This is a genomic window from Pseudomonas sp. DW-iso17, from assembly GCF_058725345.1.
This window is the reverse complement of sequence record NZ_JBZXEA010000032.1, coordinates 506995-527816: the sequence shown is the minus strand read 5'-3', so window position 1 is coordinate 527816 and position 20822 is coordinate 506995. Positions and strand designations below refer to the sequence as shown.

17 protein-coding genes and 1 tRNA gene are annotated in these 20822 nt (G+C 59.0%); 10 read left to right on the top strand and 8 right to left on the bottom strand.

Annotated features, from left to right (window positions below; genetic code table 11):
• Positions 1–34: 34 nt before the first annotated feature.
• Complete coding sequence (locus tag AC4PS6_RS20515; protein ID WP_492180956.1) at positions 35–2200, bottom strand: condensation domain-containing protein; 2166 nt, start codon at positions 2198–2200, stop codon at positions 35–37.
• A 230-nt stretch (positions 2201–2430) separates the two neighbouring features.
• Between AC4PS6_RS20515 and AC4PS6_RS20510 the strand changes: the two genes are divergently transcribed.
• The 8 genes from AC4PS6_RS20510 (at position 2431) to AC4PS6_RS20475 (ending at position 12699) form a co-directional block, all read left to right on the top strand.
• Positions 2431–2982, top strand: a complete 552-nt coding sequence (locus AC4PS6_RS20510; protein WP_014718547.1) for a sigma-70 family RNA polymerase sigma factor — start codon at positions 2431–2433, stop codon at positions 2980–2982.
• A 108-nt stretch (positions 2983–3090) separates the two neighbouring features.
• Positions 3091–4884, top strand: coding sequence for an ABC transporter ATP-binding protein (locus AC4PS6_RS20505; RefSeq protein WP_336826657.1), 1794 nt, complete (start codon positions 3091–3093; stop codon positions 4882–4884).
• Positions 4878–6647 carry an ABC transporter ATP-binding protein gene (locus tag AC4PS6_RS20500; RefSeq protein ID WP_492180955.1) on the top strand — a complete coding sequence of 590 codons (1770 nt, stop codon included), beginning with the start codon at positions 4878–4880 and terminating at the stop codon, positions 6645–6647. The genes AC4PS6_RS20505 and AC4PS6_RS20500 overlap by 7 nt, the downstream gene beginning before the upstream one ends.
• Positions 6644–7588 (top strand): ABC transporter permease, encoded by a 945-nt coding sequence (locus tag AC4PS6_RS20495; RefSeq protein WP_073452425.1) that lies wholly within the window; start codon positions 6644–6646, stop codon positions 7586–7588. The genes AC4PS6_RS20500 and AC4PS6_RS20495 overlap by 4 nt, the downstream gene beginning before the upstream one ends.
• Positions 7585–8535, top strand: coding sequence for an iron chelate uptake ABC transporter family permease subunit (locus AC4PS6_RS20490; protein WP_168223847.1), 951 nt, complete (start codon positions 7585–7587; stop codon positions 8533–8535). The genes AC4PS6_RS20495 and AC4PS6_RS20490 overlap by 4 nt, the downstream gene beginning before the upstream one ends.
• Positions 8532–9314: an iron ABC transporter ATP-binding protein gene (locus AC4PS6_RS20485; protein WP_019817091.1), complete on the top strand. Its 783-nt coding sequence runs from the start codon at positions 8532–8534 to the stop codon at positions 9312–9314. Before AC4PS6_RS20490 ends, AC4PS6_RS20485 begins: the two co-directional genes overlap by 4 nt.
• Entirely contained in the window at positions 9311–10294 is a 984-nt protein-coding gene (locus AC4PS6_RS20480) for a siderophore ABC transporter substrate-binding protein (RefSeq protein WP_020302743.1), read from the top strand. The genes AC4PS6_RS20485 and AC4PS6_RS20480 overlap by 4 nt, the downstream gene beginning before the upstream one ends.
• 158 nt (positions 10295–10452) lie before the next feature.
• Complete coding sequence (locus AC4PS6_RS20475) at positions 10453–12699, top strand: TonB-dependent receptor (protein WP_336826651.1); 2247 nt, start codon at positions 10453–10455, stop codon at positions 12697–12699.
• A 209-nt stretch (positions 12700–12908) separates the two neighbouring features.
• Here AC4PS6_RS20475 and AC4PS6_RS20470 read toward each other — a convergent pair.
• Positions 12909–12995, bottom strand: a tRNA-Leu gene (locus tag AC4PS6_RS20470).
• A 224-nt stretch (positions 12996–13219) separates the two neighbouring features.
• Between AC4PS6_RS20470 and AC4PS6_RS20465 the strand changes: the two genes are divergently transcribed.
• A complete protein-coding gene (locus AC4PS6_RS20465) occupies positions 13220–13696 on the top strand; it encodes a hypothetical protein (RefSeq protein WP_336826650.1) in 477 nt (158 codons plus the stop codon).
• 137 nt (positions 13697–13833) lie between these two features.
• Here AC4PS6_RS20465 and AC4PS6_RS20460 read toward each other — a convergent pair whose 3' ends face one another.
• Positions 13834–14361, bottom strand: coding sequence for a DinB family protein (locus AC4PS6_RS20460; protein WP_014718538.1), 528 nt, complete (start codon positions 14359–14361; stop codon positions 13834–13836).
• Positions 14362–14485: 124 nt separating this feature from the next.
• Between AC4PS6_RS20460 and AC4PS6_RS20455 the strand changes: the two genes are divergently transcribed.
• A complete protein-coding gene (locus tag AC4PS6_RS20455; protein WP_014718537.1) occupies positions 14486–15184 on the top strand; it encodes a tellurite resistance TerB family protein in 699 nt (232 codons plus the stop codon).
• Here the strand turns inward: AC4PS6_RS20455 and AC4PS6_RS20450 are convergent.
• The 5 genes from AC4PS6_RS20450 to AC4PS6_RS20430 form a co-directional block, all read right to left on the bottom strand.
• Positions 15181–15993 carry a PA4824 family protein gene (locus AC4PS6_RS20450; RefSeq protein WP_492180952.1) on the bottom strand — a complete coding sequence of 271 codons (813 nt, stop codon included), beginning with the start codon at positions 15991–15993 and terminating at the stop codon, positions 15181–15183. The genes AC4PS6_RS20455 and AC4PS6_RS20450 overlap by 4 nt on opposite strands.
• 18 nt (positions 15994–16011) lie before the next feature.
• Entirely contained in the window at positions 16012–16359 is a 348-nt protein-coding gene (locus AC4PS6_RS20445) for a DUF2493 domain-containing protein (RefSeq protein WP_003191350.1), read from the bottom strand.
• A gap of 64 nt (positions 16360–16423) precedes the next feature.
• Complete coding sequence (gene mgtA, locus AC4PS6_RS20440; RefSeq protein ID WP_336826646.1) at positions 16424–19138, bottom strand: magnesium-translocating P-type ATPase; 2715 nt, start codon at positions 19136–19138, stop codon at positions 16424–16426.
• Positions 19139–19374: 236 nt separating this feature from the next.
• Entirely contained in the window at positions 19375–19668 is a 294-nt protein-coding gene (locus AC4PS6_RS20435) for a hypothetical protein (protein WP_038450218.1), read from the bottom strand.
• A gap of 316 nt (positions 19669–19984) precedes the next feature.
• On the bottom strand, positions 19985–20596 hold the full coding sequence (locus AC4PS6_RS20430; RefSeq protein WP_014718532.1) for a LysE family transporter: 612 nt from the start codon (positions 20594–20596) through the stop codon (positions 19985–19987).
• Positions 20597–20822: the final 226 nt, after the last annotated feature.

The window sequence follows — 20822 nt, the reverse complement described above, 5'->3', positions numbered from 1 at the left end:
GGGTCTTGGTAGCATTACCAAGACCCTGATCAGGTTATAGGTGGATATGGTTAAGGGCGGTGCGGGCTGCGTCGGGCGTCGTAAACAGCGCGAACACCTGATCTATGGTCGTGCTCAGGCGCGCCATCTGTGCTGCGCTGTAGCGGTCCGAACGGTAAGTAATGACCAGGCGCAGCGAGCGTTTGCCGTCGATCGTGTTCTCCATGATTTCGAACTGAATACCGAACATCGATTGGTTCTTGTCCGGGTCAATCTGCCGGTAGCGGATCGTCCCGGCGTCCGGTGTGCTCAGGGTGCCATTCAAGGCGTTGTTGGCGTGTATTTGAATGTACACGTCGAACAGCAGGCCGTCTGCGGGCGTCATGCCGAGGGCCTGTTGGATCTGCTCCATCGGAATATCGGCATAAGCCATGGAATCATTGATCAGGCGAGTGGTGTTTTCAATCAGTGCGCCAACGGCCTGCTGGGGATCGAACTGCACCCGATGCGCCACCATCGTGGTGAAGTAACCGACCGTTTCATAAAACCCTGGGTCGGTGCGGCCGGAGGCGGACGTGCCGATCACAAGGTCTTTCAAATTACCGAGCTTATGCAGGGATAACGCAATCGCTGTATAGACCACACCGAACAGCGAAGCGTTATTCCGTCTGGCGAAGGCATACAGGTTATGGGTGAGCGCCTGGTCGGGTTTGATTTCGAACCATTGCGCGTTCGTCGACACTTCGCTGGCCGGCACGCTGGCCTGATAGTCAGGGGAGGGCAGTGCCAGGCCCTGGGTTGCGCCGCGCAACATGCTCGTCCAGTAGTCGAGATGCTGTTGATTGATGCCAGTGGCCTGTTGTCGTAGGGCGAACTCATGGAATGACGGTGCAGGCGCTGACCAGGTGGGTGCTTTGTCTGCTGCACGGGCGAGGTAGGCCTGAGCCAGTTCCTCCATCATCACGTTGAGTGACCATTCATCAATGGCCATGTGGTGGATCAGCAATGACAGGGTTTGGCGTTGGCGTTGCGGGTCGTAAATGAAACGAACCCGTAGGGGTAGCTCGCGGGTCAGGTCGAACTGATAGGTGGCTTCGCTTTTGAGCGTTGCACCCCGGCTTTCCTGGCTTGGCCAGAACCACTTGTATTCGGACAGCTGCTCGAACGGCACGATCTGCTGATACGCCTCAGAGCCCTCGAAGTGGAAGGTTGAACGCAGGCTGGCGTGACGCTTGAGCAGGTCACGGAAAGCTTGCTCGAACAGTGCTTCATCCACCTGGTCGAGGAAGTCCAGGGCAAAGGGCAGGTTGAAAATTGTCCCGAACTCAAAGGCTGCGTAAGCCCGCCCAAGGGAGGCTTGGGCCAGCGCGAAAGGTGCCCTCTGTACGTCTTGCTGGCGGTCCATGGCAACAGCAGTTGCATCGTTTTGCTCGATGATATGGGCGTGTGCAGCCAAGGCGGCGGCCGACGGCGCGCTGAAAAAATCATTGAACTGGACTTCAATGCCATGGCCGCTCAGCAGCTTGCCAATGATGCGTGTGGCCAGTAGCGAATGACCGCCGAAATCAAAGAAATCATCAGTGAGTTGCATGTCAGGCTCTACCAGGGCCGCTCGAAACTCATCAAGAATAATCGACGCAACGTCGTCGTTGGCCGCAGGCTGGGCGGTGGGCGCACTGATGGGTGACGATAGCGCTTCACCATTCGCCAAGCCGTGCAACCAAGGCGTATTGCTGGCCGAGTGGCCTATATAGGCGCTCAATACCTGGTGATACAAATGGTCTTCCTGGCAACTCTGATCGAGGACCTGATGGAGTATGAAGCCAAGGATAGTGTCTTGCCCGGTTTGGATAATCAACGCCTTGAATGGCGGCTGGCTTTGCGCGTCCCAGGGTGCGATTTGCTGCGCGCGCAAATGCTCGGTGGCCTCTACGTCCGAGTGTAGATGCATGAGCTCAATGCAGGACTGCCAGTCAGCGGCGTGCACTTTGTGCACTTCGCCATCGTCGTTGAACAGGTAGCGCGCATTCAGATCGGGGAGTGTTTCGATAACGCTCCTGATCGCTGACGTGAGTCGTGAAAGGTCAATGTCGGCGTCGAATCGCCAGGCGCTGAAGTGCTTGAGCACGCGTTCGGGATATTGCTGCTGCAAGAGCCAGAAATGCTCTTCGTTATCAGTGACAGACAGTTTCGGTAACGAGTCTGGATTGAGTTCCATCATGGAAATTTCCCGCCTTATCAAACTGAACAGTAAGAAGTAGAGAGGGCACCGCAGTGCCGACAGGCCGATCCTCGGTCTGCTGCAACGCTCAGAAATCCAGGCGCAAGAGAAGGTGCAAGCAACTCACATTTGCAGGGGGTCAATGAACGCCGTATGATGTTAAATAATAATCATACCTATTCGCATTAGTCAAAAGCTGATCGCGAATTGACCGTCTCAGGAGAGGTGTTGTGAACAACGGAGCGTTCGCGTCCACGCAGCAATTTGAAAAGCTCTATGTCGACCATCACGGTTGGCTATGCAGCCTGTTGCGCCGCAAGTTGGGCAGCTCGGTCGATGCCGCTGATCTCGCTCACGATGTCTATCTCAATCTCATCAAGAAAGGCCGGGTTCCTTCCACCGAGGATTCTCGCGCCCACCTGACCCAAATCGCCAAAGGCATGGTGATCGATCTTTATCGCCGACGTCATCTTGAGGCCCGCCATCTGGAGGCGCTCAAGTTGCAGGCCGAACTGTTGGTCCCGTCAGAGGAGCGACGTGCCCTCGTGAGTGAAGCGCTGGCTCAGATCGATGACGCATTGCGCCGCAAGCCAGCCAAAACCCGCCAAGCGCTGCTGCTGTGCAAGTTGCATGGTATGGGCCACCGCGACATTGCCTGCGAGTTGAAAGTGTCGGTGTCTTCCGTCGAGAAGTACATCGCGTCTGGCCTGCGAGCCTGCTACCCATTCGTGCCCGGGCTGGTGCCTGGCACCGCCTCATCGATTAATGAACGTCTCGATTGAGGATTTTGCGTTGCCGTTCGGAATACAAAGTACGCAGCGCATACCACTCAAACCTAAAGGAAGCCAGGTGGCCTTCAGGCTACCTGCAGTGGTTATTCAGGAGAACTCATGAGTGCTACAGATGAACCCGGCGTTGCCGGCACGGTATCTCAGATACTCAGACCCATACGTGGGCAACTGATAGTCGCGGCGGTATTGGCCGCCATCGGTACCATGCTGACGCTGGTGCCCCTGGCCGGTATCGCCCATATCGCACAGCTTGCAATGGCCCAAGATGAGGTGGCGACAGCCTGGAGCCAGATGCAGGATCAAGTCTGGCGGGTTGTCATCATCAGTCTGGCCTGCCTGTTTCTCGGGATGACCTTGATTTCGCTGGGCGAAATGGCTGCGCACCTGGCCGACAACCGCATCACCGGCCATTTGCGTCGGGCGATTACCCGCCGTCTGGCCAAGGTGCCATTGGGATGGTTTACCAGTCGGGCTTCCGGCGAGGTCAAGCAAGCGATGCAAGACGACATTGGCACGTTGCACAGTCTGACCGCGCACTTCTTTACCACCTTGGGTCGTACCATCGGCGCAATTCTTGTTTCGGTTCTCTACCTATTCGTCATGGACTGGCGCATGGCGATTGTTTCGCTGTTGCCGTTCCCGCTGTTCTTCCTGTTTTTCTCCAGGGCCACCAAGGCCAGTGGGGCGAACATGCAGTCATTTGGCGCCGGCATGGCACGCATCAATAATGCAGTGGTTGAGTTCGTCAATGGCATTCCTGTGGTCAAGGCTTTCGGGGTCGAGGGCAAGGCCCATGGCAGCTACCGCAAGGCGGTTGATGGCTTCGCTGAGGCCTTTACCGACTTCACCCGCCCGCTGGTCAGCGCGATGGCCAACGCTCACGCCATGATTGCCCCGGTGGCGGTGCTCGGCGTAGTGCTGACGTTTGGAACGCTTTGGGTGAGCCTGGGCTGGATCACACCGGTAGACGTGTTGCCCTTTGCCTTGGTGGCGCCGGGAATCTGTGCGCCGCTGTTGCTGCTGAGCTACGTTACTCATGACTTGAACAATGCTACGGGCGCAGCGCAGCGCGTTCATACGCTGTTGCAAACGCCCGTGCTGGAAACCTTGGCAACTGCCGCGCCAGCGTTGCCGGAAAATGCCGAAATACGTGTCGAGCAGCTCGGCTACAGCTACGACGGCCAGACCCCAGTGCTCAAGGACGTCAACTTCATCCTCAAGCCGGGCACGGTGACCGCGATTGTCGGTGCTTCGGGCTCCGGCAAGTCGACCCTGGCCCGTCTGTTGCTGCGCTTCTTCGACCCGAGTGAAGGGCGCATCACCTTGGGCGGCGTCGACCTCAGGCGGATCGAGAGCGCGCAGTTGTACCGGCGCATCGGTTTTGTGTTGCAGGAGGTACGCCTTATCCATGCCAGCCTGCGCGACAACATCGCCCTGGGCCGCCCCTCGGCCAGTCAGCAGGAAATCGAAGACGCAGCCCGCACTGCCAATATCCATGAGCGCATCTGCGCCTTGCCGCGAGGTTACGACTCGGTGATCGGGGAGGATGTACAGCTTTCCGGCGGCGAGTTGCAGCGCGTGAGTATTGCCCGCGCCATATTGTTGGACCCACCACTGCTGGTGCTCGACGAAGCCACGGCGGCGGCCGATGCCGAGAACGAGGTGAAGCTTCAACAAGCACTGTCGCGCTTCGCCCGGGGCCGAACCTTGATGGTGATCGCGCACCGCCTCGATACGGTGATGCATGCTGACCACATCATCCTGATCGACAACGGCACGATCTGCGAGCAGGGACGCCACCACGAACTGCTCGCCCGCAACGGCCGCTACGCTCGAATGTGGGCGCTGGGCGGCTACGAACAGGCCAAGGAACAGGCGGTATCGTCATGCTGAAAACCTTTAATCAACTGCTGGGCGAAGATGCCCGCGTATTGCGCCGCTACCTTTGGATGACGCTCGTCTACGGCCTGCTCTGCGGGCTGACGATTGTCACTCTGGTACCGGTGCTCACTCGTCTGCTGAACGGTGATGTGCGCTCAGCAGGGCAATGGCTGACTGCGCTCGTGATCGGGGTGCTGGTTTGCTGGGCCTTGCGACGGACGGTGGAGAAGGCGGGTATCCGCGTCGGTATCGCTGTTCTGCAGCGCGGTCGTCATCGGCTGGGCGACCATGTGGCGCGTTTGCCGGTCGGTTGGTTCAGCGCACAAAATACCGCACGACTGAGCCATTTGGCCTCCCAGGGCATGATGGAATTGGCTCAGCTTCCGGCCCACGTTTTCACGCCGTTGATCACAGGGGTGGTCACACCGGTTGTAATCGTTGCCGCGTTGTTCAACTTACATTGGCAAATGGGGTTGATCGCGCTACTGGCTTTACCCCTCTTGTTGGGTATCTTTGCACTGACAGCTCATCTGGGGCAGCGCGCCGACCAACGCTTTCAGCACAGCGCCGCGCAGACCAGCCAGCGCATGGTCGAATTTGCCCAGGCACAATCGGTGCTGCGCGCCTTTAATGGCGAGGACGGCGGCACCCAGTTTCTCGAGCAGGCCATCGGGCGCCAGCAGCAGTCTGCAAAGCGGCTGATCCACGTCTCGGCGATGTCGGTGGTGTTCAATGCCTGGGCGGTACAGGCCGGCTTCGCCGTCTTGCTGGTGGCTACCACGCTATGGCTGGGTGATCAGTTGAGCGCAAGCCTGGCACCGTCTTCGGTCATCGCTGTGATCGTGTCGTTGCTGTTGGTCAGCCGCTTTATCGACCCGCTTCTGGAGGTCGCAGGTTATAGCGAAGTGCTACGTGGCGCGCGCGGTCAGCTTGATGCCGTGCGCGAAATCTTCGAGGTCGACCCTTTGCCGGAGCCGCAGGCCCCGCAAGCGCCGGTCGATGGATCGGTCGTATTGGAAAACGTGAGCTTTTGCTATGCCAAGGATCAGGCCGATGTGTTGCGCGATGTCAGCCTGCGTATCGAGCCCGGCAGCATGACGGCGCTGGTCGGTGCTTCTGGCTCGGGCAAGACCACCCTGGTGCGGCTGATTGCGCGCTTTTTCGATGTGACGCAAGGTCGTGTGCTGGTGGGCGGTGTAGATGTTCGGCAGATGTCCAGTGGGCAGCTGGCCGGTCAGATCAGCCAGATCTTTCAGGATGCTTACCTGTTTCAGGGCAGCATCGCCGACAACATTCGCATCGGTAAACCCGATGCCACTGATGCCCAAGTGATGCAAGCAGCAACACAGGCTGGCGTCCTGGAGATCATCGAACGCTTGCCCCAAGGCCTGGACACGCCAGTAGGCGAGGGCGGTGCACGCCTGTCCGGGGGAGAGCGACAGCGAATCTCCATCGCCCGTGCGCTGATCAAAGAGGCGCCGATTTTGTTGGTCGATGAGGCCACCGCCGCTCTCGACGCCGAGAACCAAGCGGCGATCGCGCAAGCGTTGGCGCGTTTACGCGGCACGCGCACGCTGATTGTCATCGCGCACCAGCTGTCGACAGTGGTCATGGCCGACCAGATTCTAGTGCTCGATCACGGCCAGATCAGCGAGCAGGGCTCCCATGCGCAGTTGAATGCCAAGCCAGGGCTCTACGCGCACTTTCTCGCCCAACGCCAAGCCGCGAAAGGCTGGCGGATTGCTGGAGAATCAGACGGTGAGGGCGGTTCTTGAGCCGTTTAATCTTACTCTGCGTGTTTGCCGTGCTTTGTTGCCTTTCGTTGATGGTGGGGGTCAAAGAGGTTTCCTGGACGGCACTGTTCACGTTATCCGATGACGCTTGGCTGACACTGACTGCCAGCCGCCTTCCTCGCCTGGCCGCCCTGATTCTCACGGGGGTGGGGCTGGCCGTGTGCGGCGTGATTCTGCAGCAGATCGTGCGCAACCGCTTCGTCGAACCGGCAACTTCCGGCGGGCTGGATGCAGCAAAGCTGGGCATTCTGATTTCATTGACGGTGGCCCCCGCTGCCGGTGCGGCCGGCCGTATGCTGTTTGCCTTGGCGTTTTGCTTTGCGGCGAGCCTGCTTTATGTCGCGATCATCCGCCGCATCAAGTTCAAGAACACCGTGATGGTTCCGGTCATCGGCCTGATGTACGGCAGCGTATTGAGCGCCATCGCCGAGTTCTACGCCTATCGTCACAATATCTTGCAGAGCATGCAGGGCTGGATGCTCGGAGACTTCTCGAAGATCGTCCAGGGCAATTACGAGATCATCTACCTGATCTTGCCGATAGTCGTGCTCACTTATCTGTTCGCGCACCGCTTTACTGTACTCGGCATGGGTGAGGGCATGGCCGGCAGCTTGGGCCTGAACTACACGGCAAATGCGGCGTTGGGGTTGATGCTGGTGGCGGTCACCGTTTCCGCCACGGTCATTACCGTAGGGGCCATTCCCTTTGTCGGGCTGGTTATTCCCAACCTGGTGGCGTTGCACTACGGCGAGAACCTGGAGCGAACATTGCCCATCGTCGCGTTGTGCGGCGCGTCGCTGTTGCTGGCGTGCGACATTCTCGGCCGCTTGTTGATCTATCCCTTCGAAGTGCCCATCGGTCTCACCGCGGGAAGCGTAGGCGGTATGTTGTTCCTGGTGTTGCTGATCAGGAAATACGCATGAGGCGTGTGGCTACCCGCTATGGTCTATGGGCACTGGTGCTGGTCCTGGCGATAGCGTTCCTGTTGTTGGGCTCAGGCTTTGACTTCGAGTACGTCATTCCCAAGCGAATGACCCGTTTGGCCGCGATGGTTATTGCCGGAGTATGCGTTGCTTATTCTTCGGTGATTTTCCAGACCCTTGCCGGCAACCGAATACTGACGCCGGCGATCATGGGGTATGAGGCAATCTACCTGTTGTTCCAGGCCTTGCTGATCCTGGTGCTGGGTACCCAGAGCCTGGTGCTGTTGGGGCGTAACGGTAACGTATTGTTGTCGATCCTGTTGATGCTCGCTTATTCAGGGCTCATTCACCGTTGGCTGTTCCATGACGGACGCAACAACGTGTACCTGCTGCTCCTGCTTGGGCTGGTACTGAGCATGGTGATGGGCACCTTTACCCAGTTTATCCAACTGAAGATCAGCCCTGGTGAGTTCTCGATCTTCCAGGGTTTCAACTACGCCTCCTTTAATAAGGCGCAACCCACGCAAGTGATCTATTCGGGGCTGCTGGTGGCGGCGGCGTGCTTTATCGCGCAAAGAAGCCTGCCGGTGCTCGATGTGTTGTCGCTGGGGCGTGACCAGGCGATTTCCCTGGGTGTCGATTTTCAACGCAGCGTGCGCCTGCAACTTGCGCTGATCGCGATTCTGGTGGCTGTCTCAACCAGTCTTGTCGGGCCGACGGCTTTCATGGGCGTGTTTGTGGCAAACATCACCTATGCGCTTGCCCGCACCGCCCGGCACCGGATTACATTGCCCATGAGTTGCGCCATTGCCATTGGCATTTTCATCGTCGCCCAGTACATGGTCGAGCAGATGTTCAACTACAACACCTCCGTCAGCATTCTCATCAACCTGGTGTGCGGCGGGTATTTCCTCGCGCTGATGATTCGAACCCGAGGCGCTTCATGATTTCCCTTCGTCACGTCTATAAGACCTACGGCACCAAGCACGTCCTGAGTGACGTCAGCGTTCAGTTCCCGCCAGGGCAGGTGACTTCGCTGATTGGACCCAACGGGGCAGGCAAGACTACCTTGCTGATGTTGATCGCACGTCTGCTGGCGCCGACCCGCGGCGAACTGCTGATTGGCGGGCGTAGCATTGCGGATGTGCCCATCCGCGAATATGCCAGGCGTGTCGCCACCTTACGCCAGACACCCGATTTCAACCTGCGGCTGACCGTTGAAGAATTGGTGGCTTTCGGGCGTTTCCCTTATAGCCGAGGGGCGCTCACCGTCCAGGATCGCCAGGTCATTGACGAAGCCATCGAGTTTCTGTCGTTGCAACCATTACGCCTTTCTTACATCGACGAGCTGAGCGGCGGGCAGCGGCAAATGGCGTTCCTGGCAATGACCATTGCCCAGCAAACCGATTACCTGCTGTTGGACGAGCCGCTCAATAACCTGGACATGAAGCATGCCGTACAAATCATGCGTGCGCTGCGCCGCTTATGTGACGAACAAGGTCGCACCGTGATTCTGGTGGTGCATGACATCAACTTCGCGGCCAACTACTCCGATCATATCGTGGCCATGAAAAACGGCGCGGTGCACTTGCGTGGCCCGGTAGCGGAGGTTGTCACCGAGGCGCACCTGCGCGATCTCTTTGATTTGGATTTCGAGATTCTGCAGAGCGAGCAGGGGTTCGTTTGCAACTACTTCAACCCATCATTATCAAGGGAGCAGATATGAGTATTGGTAAGGCAAAAACAATCCGTGGGGCACTGCTGGCGGTCGCGGTGGCGGCCGGCCTGCAGGGCTGTGACAAACCCTCGGCACAGGCGTCCGCGCCAGTCGCTGCGCATACGCACTACGAGCCGATCAAGATCGAGCATCCACTGGGTAGCACGATGATCACCCAGCTCCCCCAACGTGTGGTGGCGTTCGATATGAGTGAACTCGATACACTCGACCAGCTGGACGCGCCGGTGGTGGGTATCGCCAAGGACTATGTCGCGAGTTTCCTTATCCAGTACCGTGACAATCCGAACATCATGGACGTGGGGTCGACCATCCAACCCAACCTTGAGCGGTTGCATGCCCTCAAGCCCGACCTGATCCTGATCTCGCCGCTGCAGGCGCAAAGTTACGCAGAACTGAGCCAGATCGCACCGACGCTCTATGACGATGTGGACCTGACCAACCAACACGGCAATCTCTTCGCCACCGCCAAGGATCACCTCATGACCCTGGGGCGCATTCTAGGCAAAGAAGCGTTGGCTCGTCAGAAGGTTGCGCAAATGGACGCCAAGGTTGAACAGACTCGGCGCGTCACCGATGGGCGCCCGGAGAAAGCGCTGATCGTTTTGCATAACAACGGCGCATTCACCTCCTATGGCGTGAAGTCGCGCTACGGTTTCATCTTCGACACCCTGGGCGTAAAACCCGCCAGCACCGACATCGAGGCTGGCTTACATGGCCAGCCCATCTCCAATGAATTCATCCAGCAGGCCGATCCCGACATTCTCTACGTGATCGACCGTACCGCAGTGATGGAACGGCGGCCCGCGCTGGACATGAAGAGCCTGGATAACCCGCTGCTGCGCAAGACCAAGGCCTGGACCAACGGACGTGTGATCTTTGTCGACGCCCAGACCTGGTACCTGTGTACCGTCAGTGCAACGTGCCTGGGTCGCATGGCCGACGAGGTGGTTCAAGGCTACAAGGGCTGACCCGCTGTGCTTGGGGGCGCAAGGGCGGGTGCCGTGCAGGCACTCGCCTTTATTTTCAAAAAAACACAAATGCTAATGATTGTTATTGAGGGTTTTGCCTTCTGGTTCGGAAAGCCTAGTGAGCACATACACATTCTCCGAATCAAAAGGAATTCAGCATGTCGGAACGCTGTCGCCAACATCGCGCTACCCCTGATTCACCGCAGGCTGCGCAACGCTTTACTTTGAGTCATATGTTCACGGCTGTGCAGATGGCGCTGGTACTGGGGCTAACGGCGGCGCCCACCGCCGCGAGCGCTGCCCCGCAAGCAGGCACAAGCAGCGCCAGCCTGGAGTTGTCGGAAACGGTGGTGGAGGGCGTCATGGACCCCGCTACAGGTCTGCCGCCGGCTTATGCTGGCGGGCAGGTTGCCTCCGGCAGCCGCGTTGGGCTGTTGGGCAACAAGGATTTCATGGAGACGCCTTTCAATACCATCAGCTATACCGATGAATACATACAGAACCGTCAGGCGCAGGATATCGGCTCGGTGATCGGTGCGACCGACCCCTCGGTGTACGTGCCCACCAAACGAAGCAACTTTGAAACCTTTTTCATCCGCGGCTTCTACAGCAACGCCGATGACATCACCTTTAACGGCCTGGTCGGCATGGCGCCGAATATGCGCGGCTCTACCGAATTGGCGGAGCGCATCGAAGTGCTCAAGGGCCCTTCGGCGCTGCTCAACGGCATGCCGCCAAGCGGCAGTGTAGGTGGCAGCATCAATCTGGTACCCAAGCGCGCCGGCGACGAACCGTTGGCACGCTTGACCACCACTTATGAGTCCCGGGGCCTGGGGGGTGTGCACGCGGACCTGGGGCAACGTTTTGGTGATCAGAAGCAGTTTGGTGTGCGCTTCAACGGCGTTTACCGTGACGGCGATACCCCCGTGGATAATCAGCAACACAAAATGGCACTGTCTTCCCTCGGGCTGGATTGGCGTGGCGAGCGGGCTCGGATATCGCTCGATTTCTACAAACAGCGTGAACGCATTGATGGTCTCAACTACTTCGGGATCAACACAATTGCCCCCAACGTCACCCACTTGCCAAGCCCCAAGAAGGGCGATTATGCGTTGGCACCCAAGTGGGCCTACACCATCAACAACACCACTACCACGATGGTGCGGGGCGAATACGACCTGACGGATTCGCTTACTGCCTACGCGGCGTGGGGGCAGCGCGATGGTGGTTACAACGCGATGATCAACTCAAGCACCCTGGTGAACAATGTGGGTGGCATCAGCTCTTCGGCCATTCGTTCGATTCGCAGTGGCACCCAGCAATCGGGTGAGGTCGGGTTGAAGGGCAAATTCCAGACGGGCCCCGTGGATCATGCCTGGACCATCGCCGCGACCCGTTTTACCTCCGACAACAGTTTCAAGGACGCGAGAGCCGCCATCCCCGGCACCACAAATTACCACAACCTCGACTTTGGCAACGCGCCGACCTTCCCGGGCTATGGTGCAACCACCTCGCAAACCAGGGCCAACCTGGGCAGCTATGCGATTGCCGATACGCTGTCCTTCGCCGAAGGCCTTGTGCAATGGACCGTAGGCGCCCGTCGTCAGCGCGTGCAAAACACCACCGACGCTTTCGGCCCCAGGGCTTCGAAAACCAGCTATGACGAAAGCCGTGTCTCGCCCGCCACCGCACTTCTGGTCAAGGTGACGGATGAGGTGTCGCTCTATGCCAACTACATCGAGGGCCTCAGCCAAGGCGCGTCGGCCCCTGACTCGGCAGAGAACGCAGGTGCGGTCATGCAGCCGTACCAGACCAAGCAATACGAACTGGGGACCAAGGTAGACCTGGGCTCTTTCGCCCATACCGTCAGCCTGTTCCAGATTGAGAAGCCCAGTGCCTTTACCGATCCGCTCACCAATGTCTTCGGCGTCTACGGCGAGCAACAAAACCGTGGCGTGGAATGGTCGTTCTTTGGCGAGTTGCAACCAAGATTGCGCCTGATGGGCGGTGCGACCTATACCCAGGCAGAAATGACCAAGGTGGTCACCGGTGGTGTCAAAGACAAGCAAGTGACAGGCGTGCCCAAGGTGATTGCCAAGCTAGGCACGGAGTATGACCTCCTCGACGTCCCTGGGTTGACCCTGACCGGCAACATCAACCACACGGGCAAACAATACGCGACCAACGATCATCGGGTGTCGCTGGACTCGTACACCACCTACGATGTGGGGGCTCGCTATGCCTTCAAGGTCGAGACCAAGCCTGTGACCTTGCGCGCCACCGTGCAGAACGTCACCAATAAGGCGTACTGGCTTGGTTCGTGGAACGGCGGGGATGGCAGCGGCCTTTCTGGCGGCTTGGGCGCGCCGCGCACGGTATTGCTCTCGGGTACGGTAGATTTCTGAGGGTTTGCAAGTCCAAAAGCACTGGACCCTGGCGAGGAATGCCAAGCCAGCGTTCATACAGGCTGAGCGCTTCCTCGCTGGCAGAGTTCGGAAACACGAAAGTCTGCAAACATACGGAAACCGACGAAACGCCATAAACGAAAAAACCCGCCAAACGGCGGGTTTTCAAGGGTTCCACAAACAGTGCTGGCCGTCAGTGGAACAGGAGATGGTGCCCGAACCCGGAATCGAACCGGGACGCCCTTACGAGCGGGGGATTTTAAGTCCCATGCGTCTACCAGTTTCGCCATTCGGGCGGTAGCGCGGTGTAACAGGGTTGGGAATATATAGATCCAGCCGCTTCAGCGCAACCTCCAAGCCGGTTTTCCCGCATAAAGATGCGCAGGAAAAAGCGTGGCAGATCAGTGATCTACAGGGCCTTTGTGTCAAGTCCAGATGAACGCAAGCCACCCAGGAACAAGCCCCATAAATGACAGTCATAGCGATAGGCCATTTCGGCATTTTCGCAGGGAGTCGTTTGATGCTCAGTATCCGTAAGCAGGCTTGGATCATGGCCGCAGGTGTCGCGGGGTTGTTGGGCACTGGCTTATTCAGTCTGGCGCAGGCGGGGAGTGCGGTGCAGTGGGGGGAGTTCAGTGCGTCGTCTTCAGACAAGTTGACGGCCGGCTCGATGGATGTGGGCGGCGCCTATGTGTTGAAGCCCTCGGGTGTTTCCGTGGGTGATGTCGAGGCGCTGCAGGCTGGGCAAAAACAGAGTCAAAGCGAATTGCAAAGCTTGAAAAGCAAAGTGGAGGGCCAGGAGCGGGCGTTTGATGAGTTCAAGCGCAAGGACGGCTCGAGTGCCAGTAGCAGTGACAGCCAGCTGTCGAGTCTCAAGCGTACGGTGGATGAGCAGAAGAGCACGATAGAGCGGCAGAAAAGCGAAATCGACGGCCTCAAGCGAAGCCTGGATGATGTGAAGCGCAGTGTGGAAAACTTGAGCAGCAAGGTGAAGTGACAGCACTGATGCTGTGGGCAATATAGCGCAACTGTGGGAGCTGGCTTGCCTGCGATAGCGATGTGTCAGTCACAGGTATTGAACCCGTTACACCGCCATCGCAGGCAAGCCAGCTCTCACATTGATCGTGTCTGTATTTAGTCAATCAGTGCCAGCAAGTCGGTAATCCCCACATCCACACCCGCCTGGCTCAGCAGTGTCGTCACCTGGCCGCGGTGGTGGGTCTGGTGGTTGAAAAAGTGCACCAGCAGGCCGAAAAAGGGTTTCTCGGCGGCCACGCCGCGCATGTTGTGATAGCGCAGGTGTTGATCAAGGTGGGACTCGTGCAGGCTGTTGGCCCAATCGATGATCAGTTGATCCAGCCAGGCGCGATGGGCCGATAATTCAGCAAGGCTGGCGAAGGCCAATTGCTTGAGGTCACCGGGCGTAGCAATGCCGTTGAGTGGCGCCAAGGCCGCAAAGTGGGCCGGGTGTTCGGCAAAGCGTTTGAGCCAGACGGTGTCGCCCAGCATCAGGTGGTTCAAAGTGCCGAGGATCGAGCCGAAAAACGCCTGGCGGTCCAGGGTCAATTGTGCGTGCGTGAGGGTGCCGGCGGTGTCGTAGACCTTGCGGTTCATCCATTGGTTGTAAGTGGCCATCAACGCAATATGCTCGATGCGATTCACCGCTGTTCTCCCTTTTCGGCGTGATGGCGTCATCATAAAGCTTGCCCGCCCGACGGTCATGGTGTTCCATCAGGGGAGGACTATGTTTGATCAACGCCACTATTGCGCCCCGGAGGGCGACACCATGAATACCAGCGATCTACTGGAACAACTGTTGCGTGCAGGGCAGCAGGGCGGCGGAGCTGCGGGCGGCGGCCTGGGCGGGTTGCTTGGAGGGTTGTTGAAGGGCGCCGGCACCGGCAATGCGTCTGCGGCGGGCGGCGGTTTGGGTGGTTTATTAGGTGGCCTGGGTGGCTTGTTGGGCGGCGCGCCGGCAGGTGGGGCCACCCAAACGCGTAGCGGCGGTGGGATGAACTACGCGGCGCTGGCGTCCCTGGGCATGGCGGCGTTCCAAGCGTACCAAGCGTGGCAACGCCAACAGGCTTCGGCCCCGCAGCAAGCTATCCAGACCGTTGACCAGCTTGAAGGGCCTGAAGCCGAAGCCCATAGCCACGGCGTACTGCGTGCGTTGATCGCGGCGGCCAAGGCCGATGGCAAAATCGATGCGCAAGAGCAGCAAATGATTTCTGCCGAGATTGGCCGTCACACCGACGACCCTCAGTTGCAGCAGTGGCTCGACGCCGAAGTCGCCAAGCCCCTGGATGCCGCCGATTTTGCCGAGTATGCCAATGACCGGGCACTTGCTGCGGAGATTTACCTGGCGAGCGTGATGCTGGTCAACGATCAGCAGGACGCCGAGCGCAATTACCTCGACGACCTGGCCGGTCAGTTGCAAATCGATCCGCAATTGCAGGTGCATCTGGAGCAGCAGGCCAACGCCTAGAACCTCAGCGTCGCCCCAGTGGTCAGCCACTGGGCGCGATCGCCAATCAGGCTGCGCCCGACCAGCAGGTCCACGTCGACACATTCACCAATGTGCAAACGCGGCCCAGCCTGCCAGGCCTGTTCGCCGCCTTCCTGGCCATAACGCTCGCCAATCAGCGTGAGCTTCTCTGCCAACTGATATTCGAACCCCGTGCCCCAAGTCAGGCGATGCTGTTGATCACCGTCGTTGTAGGCGTGGCTCCAGCCGGCGTTAAGGTTCAGGCGCAAGGGTGCCAGGGGTTGCCATGTGAGTGGGATGTTCAGATCTGCGCCGTCGAACCCGTGATGGCGATCCAGCGCGACATGCGCCCCGACCGCAATCGCCAGTTCCAAGCCCAACTCTCGTCGTGACAGCACCTGCACCTTGGCTTGCGGGCTGATCTGCGTCTCGCCTTTGCCTGCATCCACGGCCCTTGACAACGCGGCGCCCCATTGCACGGCAGGCATAGCGCTGAACGTGCACGCGGGCGACAAGCTGCTGTTGTGGGTGCTGCCCGCGTGCCGATGGGCGCTGTACCAGGCGTCGACGTTGCATTCCCCCGGCGCGTTGATCGCACCGTCATCAACCACATAAGCGCCGCCTGCGGCTTGGGCTTTTGAAATCAACGCGACGACAAAGACCAGGCCCAGGGTCATGCCGATAAAGATCAAGTTGCGCTGCAATGCACGGCGCTTTGCTGGCGGCAGTAACAGCAGGGTGTGACGAGAGTGGCGTGCGCGATATTTGGTAAACCCGTCGCGGCGTGCCGGCGTGTATTTTTTGTGCATGATGCACCTCGCTTGAATTCAGCTTTCTACGGTCAGCACCGAAATGCCGCTGGCTTTGGCCTGGCAAACCAGCTCCGAGGTATCGTCACCACCCGGCAGGGCAATGATCAGGTCGGGGCGGCTGTCGGCCAGCATGAAGTGGTTGCGCTGGCGTTCCGCCTGTTTGCCATGGCGCTGCCAATTGGGTGGATAACGCACCACGTCGATACCGATTTCCCGCGCCCATTCCTCGATCTCACTGCCCAGGAACTGGTTGCCGCCGTGAATCAGTACCTGCACCGGGCGCAGGCGGTGGTAAGCGTCCAGCACATGGCGGGACTTTTTGGTGTCGGCGTAATGACGACCTGCACAGATCAACACGCGCATGAGCAAATCCTTGTATTGCACGCAGGCGACCAGGCAGCCGCCTGCGTTTGAACGGCGGGGAGGGTCAGTACCACTGTTTGAAGCGGCGGATGTAGATCGTCTTCATCAGTTGGGCGACGCAGCAGTAAGCCAGCAAGGTGCCCACCAGCCATGGGAAGTACGCCAGCGGCAGCGGTTGCAGGCCCACCAGGGTGCCCAGTGGCGAGAACGGTACGTAGATGCCCAGGGCGATCACGATGCAGGTCATCATCAACACCGGCCAGGCGGCCGTGCTCTGGAAGAACGGGATCTTGCGGGTGCGCAGCATATGCACCACCAGGGTTTGCGAAAGCAGCCCCTCGATAAACCAGCCGGACTGGAACAGGGTCTGCATTTCCACACTGTTGGCCGAGAACACGTACCACATCAGCGCAAAGGTGGTGATGTCAAAGATCGACGAGGTAGGGCCAATCCAGATCATGAAGCGGCCGATGTTTTTCGCATCCCACTTGCGTGGCTTGGCCAGATATTCCTTGTCCATCTTGTCCCACGGCAGGGCCAGTTGGGAGATGTCATACATCAGGTTCTGCAGCAGCAGATGGATCGCCAGCATGGGCATGAACGGGATGAACGCACTGGCCACCAGCACCGAGAACACGTTGCCGAAGTTGGAGCTGGCGGTCATGTTCAGGTACTTCATGATATTGCCGAAGGTTTCGCGGCCCTTGAGCACGCCTTCTTCCAGCACCATCAGGCTCTTTTCCAGCAGGATGATGTCGGCCGATTCCTTGGCGATGTCGGTGCCGCTGTCCACCGAAATACCCACATCGGCATCCCGCAGCGCCGGTGCATCGTTGATGCCGTCGCCGAGGAAGCCGACGGTGTGCCCGTTAGCTTGCAGGGCCTTGAGCACGCGGGATTTTTGCAGCGGCGTGAGCTTGGCGAATACCGTGCGCTCTTCTACGCGGCGCAGCAGGGTGGCGTCGTCCATGGCTTCGATTTCCACGCCCAGCAGCGGCTGGCCGGGTTCCAGGCCAACCTGGCGGCAGATCTTGCTGGTGACCACGGCGTTGTCGCCGGTCAACACCTTGATTGCCACGCCAATCTGTTGCAGTGCCGCAATGGCCGGGCCTGCGGTTTCCTTCGGTGGGTCCAGGAACGTCAGGAAGCCCTGGATCATCAGGTTGCGTTCGTCGCTGGTGGTGTACTGCTGGCGTGCCAGCGCTTTAGGAATATTGCGGGTCGCTACCACCAGCACGCGGAAACCGTCTTCGTTGTAATCATTGGCGAGCGCCAGTAGCGCCTCACGACGGCGGTCATCCAGGGGCAAGGCTTCGCCGGCCTCCATGACATGGGTAGAAATGCTCAGCATCTCTTCCACCGCGCCCTTGCATACCAGCAACTGATCACCGGCGGCATCCTTGACCACGATCGACAGGCGACGACGGACAAAGTCGAACGGCAATTCATCGACCTTGCTGTAGGCAAACGGCACCTGGAACTTGGGGTTCTGTTCCGAGAACTGCACCACCGCCTGGTCCATCAGGTTTTTCATGCCGCTCTGGTGAAAGCTGTTGAGCCAGGCCAGGGACAGCACGGCGTCATCGCGCTGGCCGAAGGCATTGACGTGATGTTCGAGGATGATCTTGTCCTGGGTAAGGGTGCCGGTCTTGTCGGTGCACAGCACGTCCATCGAACCGAAGTTCTGGATCGCATTGAGGCGCTTGACCACTACTTTGCGCTTGGCCATGGCCGTGGCGCCCTTGGCCAGGTTGGCGCTGACGATCATCGGCAGCATTTCCGGGGTAAGGCCGACGGCGACCGCCAGGGCAAACAGGAAGGCATCACCCCAATCGCCCTTGGAGAAGCCATTGAGGAGGAACACGATGGGCACCATCACCAGCATGAAGCGGATCAGCAGCCAACTGACACTGTTCACGCCCCGGTCGAAGGCGGTTTGCACCCGCGAGCCGACAATCGCCTTGGCCAGGGAGCCAAAGTAGGTGCGCGGCCCCGTTGCCACCACCACTGCTTTAGCGCGGCCGCTGACCACGTTGGTGCCCATGAAGCAGATGTTCGGCAAGTCCAGCAAGTTGCCCTGGTCGGCGGCCAGGGTAGAGGCGGATTTTTGCGTGACATCGCCCAGGGTGTCGTACTTCTCCACCGGCAGGGCTTCGCCGGTCAGCACGGCCTGGCTGATAAACAGGTCGCGGGACTCGATCAGGCGGATATCGGCGGGGATCATGTCGCCGGCGGACAATTGCACGATATCGCCGGCCACCAGGTCACGCATCGGCACTTCGCGCAAGGTGGGCTGAGCACCAACCTGCTCGCGGCGCAGTACGGTGGCGGTGGTGCGTACCATGGCCTTGAGGGCCTCGGCGGATTTGGCCGAACGGTGTTCCTGCCAGAAACGCAGCAGGCTGCTGAGCAACACCATGGTCATGATGATGACGACCTTGGTCGGGTCGGCTTCTTCGCCTTCCTGCATCGGCAGCCAGCAGTCAGTCACAAAGCTGATGCCACCCAGGGTCAGCAGCACGTAGATGAACGGGTTGTTCAGAGCCTGCAGGAACTGGACGATAGCGTGTGGCGGCTTGTCGTGGGCGACTTCGTTATAGCCTTCTCGTTGCAGACGCGCCGAAGCGTCCAGTTCGGTCAGGCCGTCCTGGGTGGCCCGTACATTGGCGAGGGTGGCCGCCAGGCCATTGTGGGCTTCACGGGCGGCACGCATCGACAGCTTGGTGTCGGCAGCGGTGCCATTTTTTTTGTTCAGAGGCGTGTTTTTTACGGCGCTCATTGTCTGTACTCCTGTCGCCAATTCTCGACAAAACATACCCGGTACTTACCTGAATACAGGCGAGCGAAAGCATGCCGAGCCGCAAACTTTGCGATCGGTTTAAATAAGGTGTTCACATAACTTCTGAAGGGCCCGCTAACAGCGCGTTAGTTAACGAGCGTGCAGCGGGCTACTACTGGATTTGTTCATAAAGAACTCCAGGGTCATCAATAAGAAAGTTGCTGTTTCCAGCTAGCTCAGGCGGCGCGAGTGCTCAGGTAAAGACCGAGCATCAGGCGCGCTTGCGCCAGGCGGGAAACCTTTGGTCTCTGCGGGTCTTGAGGGTCAGCATGATCCCAATGCTGCACCAGGTGGCCGCTTTCAGGGCAGATGCGCCAGTGCGCCAGCGGCGGTGCCGGGCGCACTTGAGGGGAGGGTGTGACAAAGGTCGAGCGGGTTGGCGAAAAGCCCGCCGGCACTCGGCACAGCTTGGCGCGCAGGGCGGCGACCAGTGTGCGTGTATCAGGCAAAACAAGGAGTTGGAAGGTCATAACACACCTCGGGACCGGACGGGCGACCGGTGAGGCAGTTACGATGGAGCATCAAGCTCTAGCGCAGCTTACCGGACCTGGAACGCGAGTCCTGTCATATTCTGGGTTTGGCGCCCGATGCCCGCAGAGGCGGTGCTCGGACAGCGACTAGATACTGTGTCCATTGGCTTCTTTTGTGAGGTTTAAAAAAGGCCCCAGTTGCGGGCACGGGCAATCTACTCAGGGCGTCACAGAATGTCAACGCATGATTAATTAAATTAGCCCGTGTTCAGAGTTTGTTCAGACAAGAGGCATGCAAGTTATTGGCTGGATAACTTTATATACCGTGCGCGGCGAGTATCGCCAGATAAATCAATACTAAACCGCACGCCGCATAACTCACGCGTTGCCAGCTAGGTGATGCGTTCTTGCGTAGCAGGTTCACCAAGGCGGCGGTAAGAAAACACGAGAGTACCGACGCCAGCATGAAGCCGGCAAAAAACATCAGGGTCTGCCCGTGACTGGGGGTGGTGCCGACAATCCCCGACAGTGCGCTGCCCAAGGCGCCCCAGTAGACGATGTTTTTCGGATTAGCCAAGGAAATCGCCGCGCCCACCGCCAACGCATTTTTGCCTGAGCTGGCAGGGGCGTTGTCGGTTGCGGGTAACTGCCAGGCATCAATCAGGCTGCGGATGCCCAGCCAGGCCAGGTAGAGCGCACAGACGATTGTAAGTGGAACCCGCACTGCATCATGCTGAATCAGCAGTGCGATACCGGTGAGGCCAATCACGGCCCAGACGGCGTCGCCCACCAGTGAGCCGAACTGCACCAGCAACGCCGGCGTGAAGCCATGGAGCAAGCCGCGGCGCAGAGTCTCTGCCAGCACGGCGCCGGGAGAAAGGCAAAATACAAAACCGAATACCAGCGCATAGACAAAGATCGACAGCATGCTCAGTTCCTTTCGAGAAAGTGCCAGAGCATACGTCAGTCCGAGAGAGGGATACCACGTCCTCTGTAGGAACGTTCGCGATGGCGGTATGTCAGCCACTCAATCTTCAACTGAACCACCGCCATCGCAGGCAAGCCAGCTCCCACACTGGTCAAGCATTCCCCACAGAATCAGCGCCCGGCGCAGATCCCCTGTGGGAGCGGGCTTGCCCGCGATGGCGGTGTGT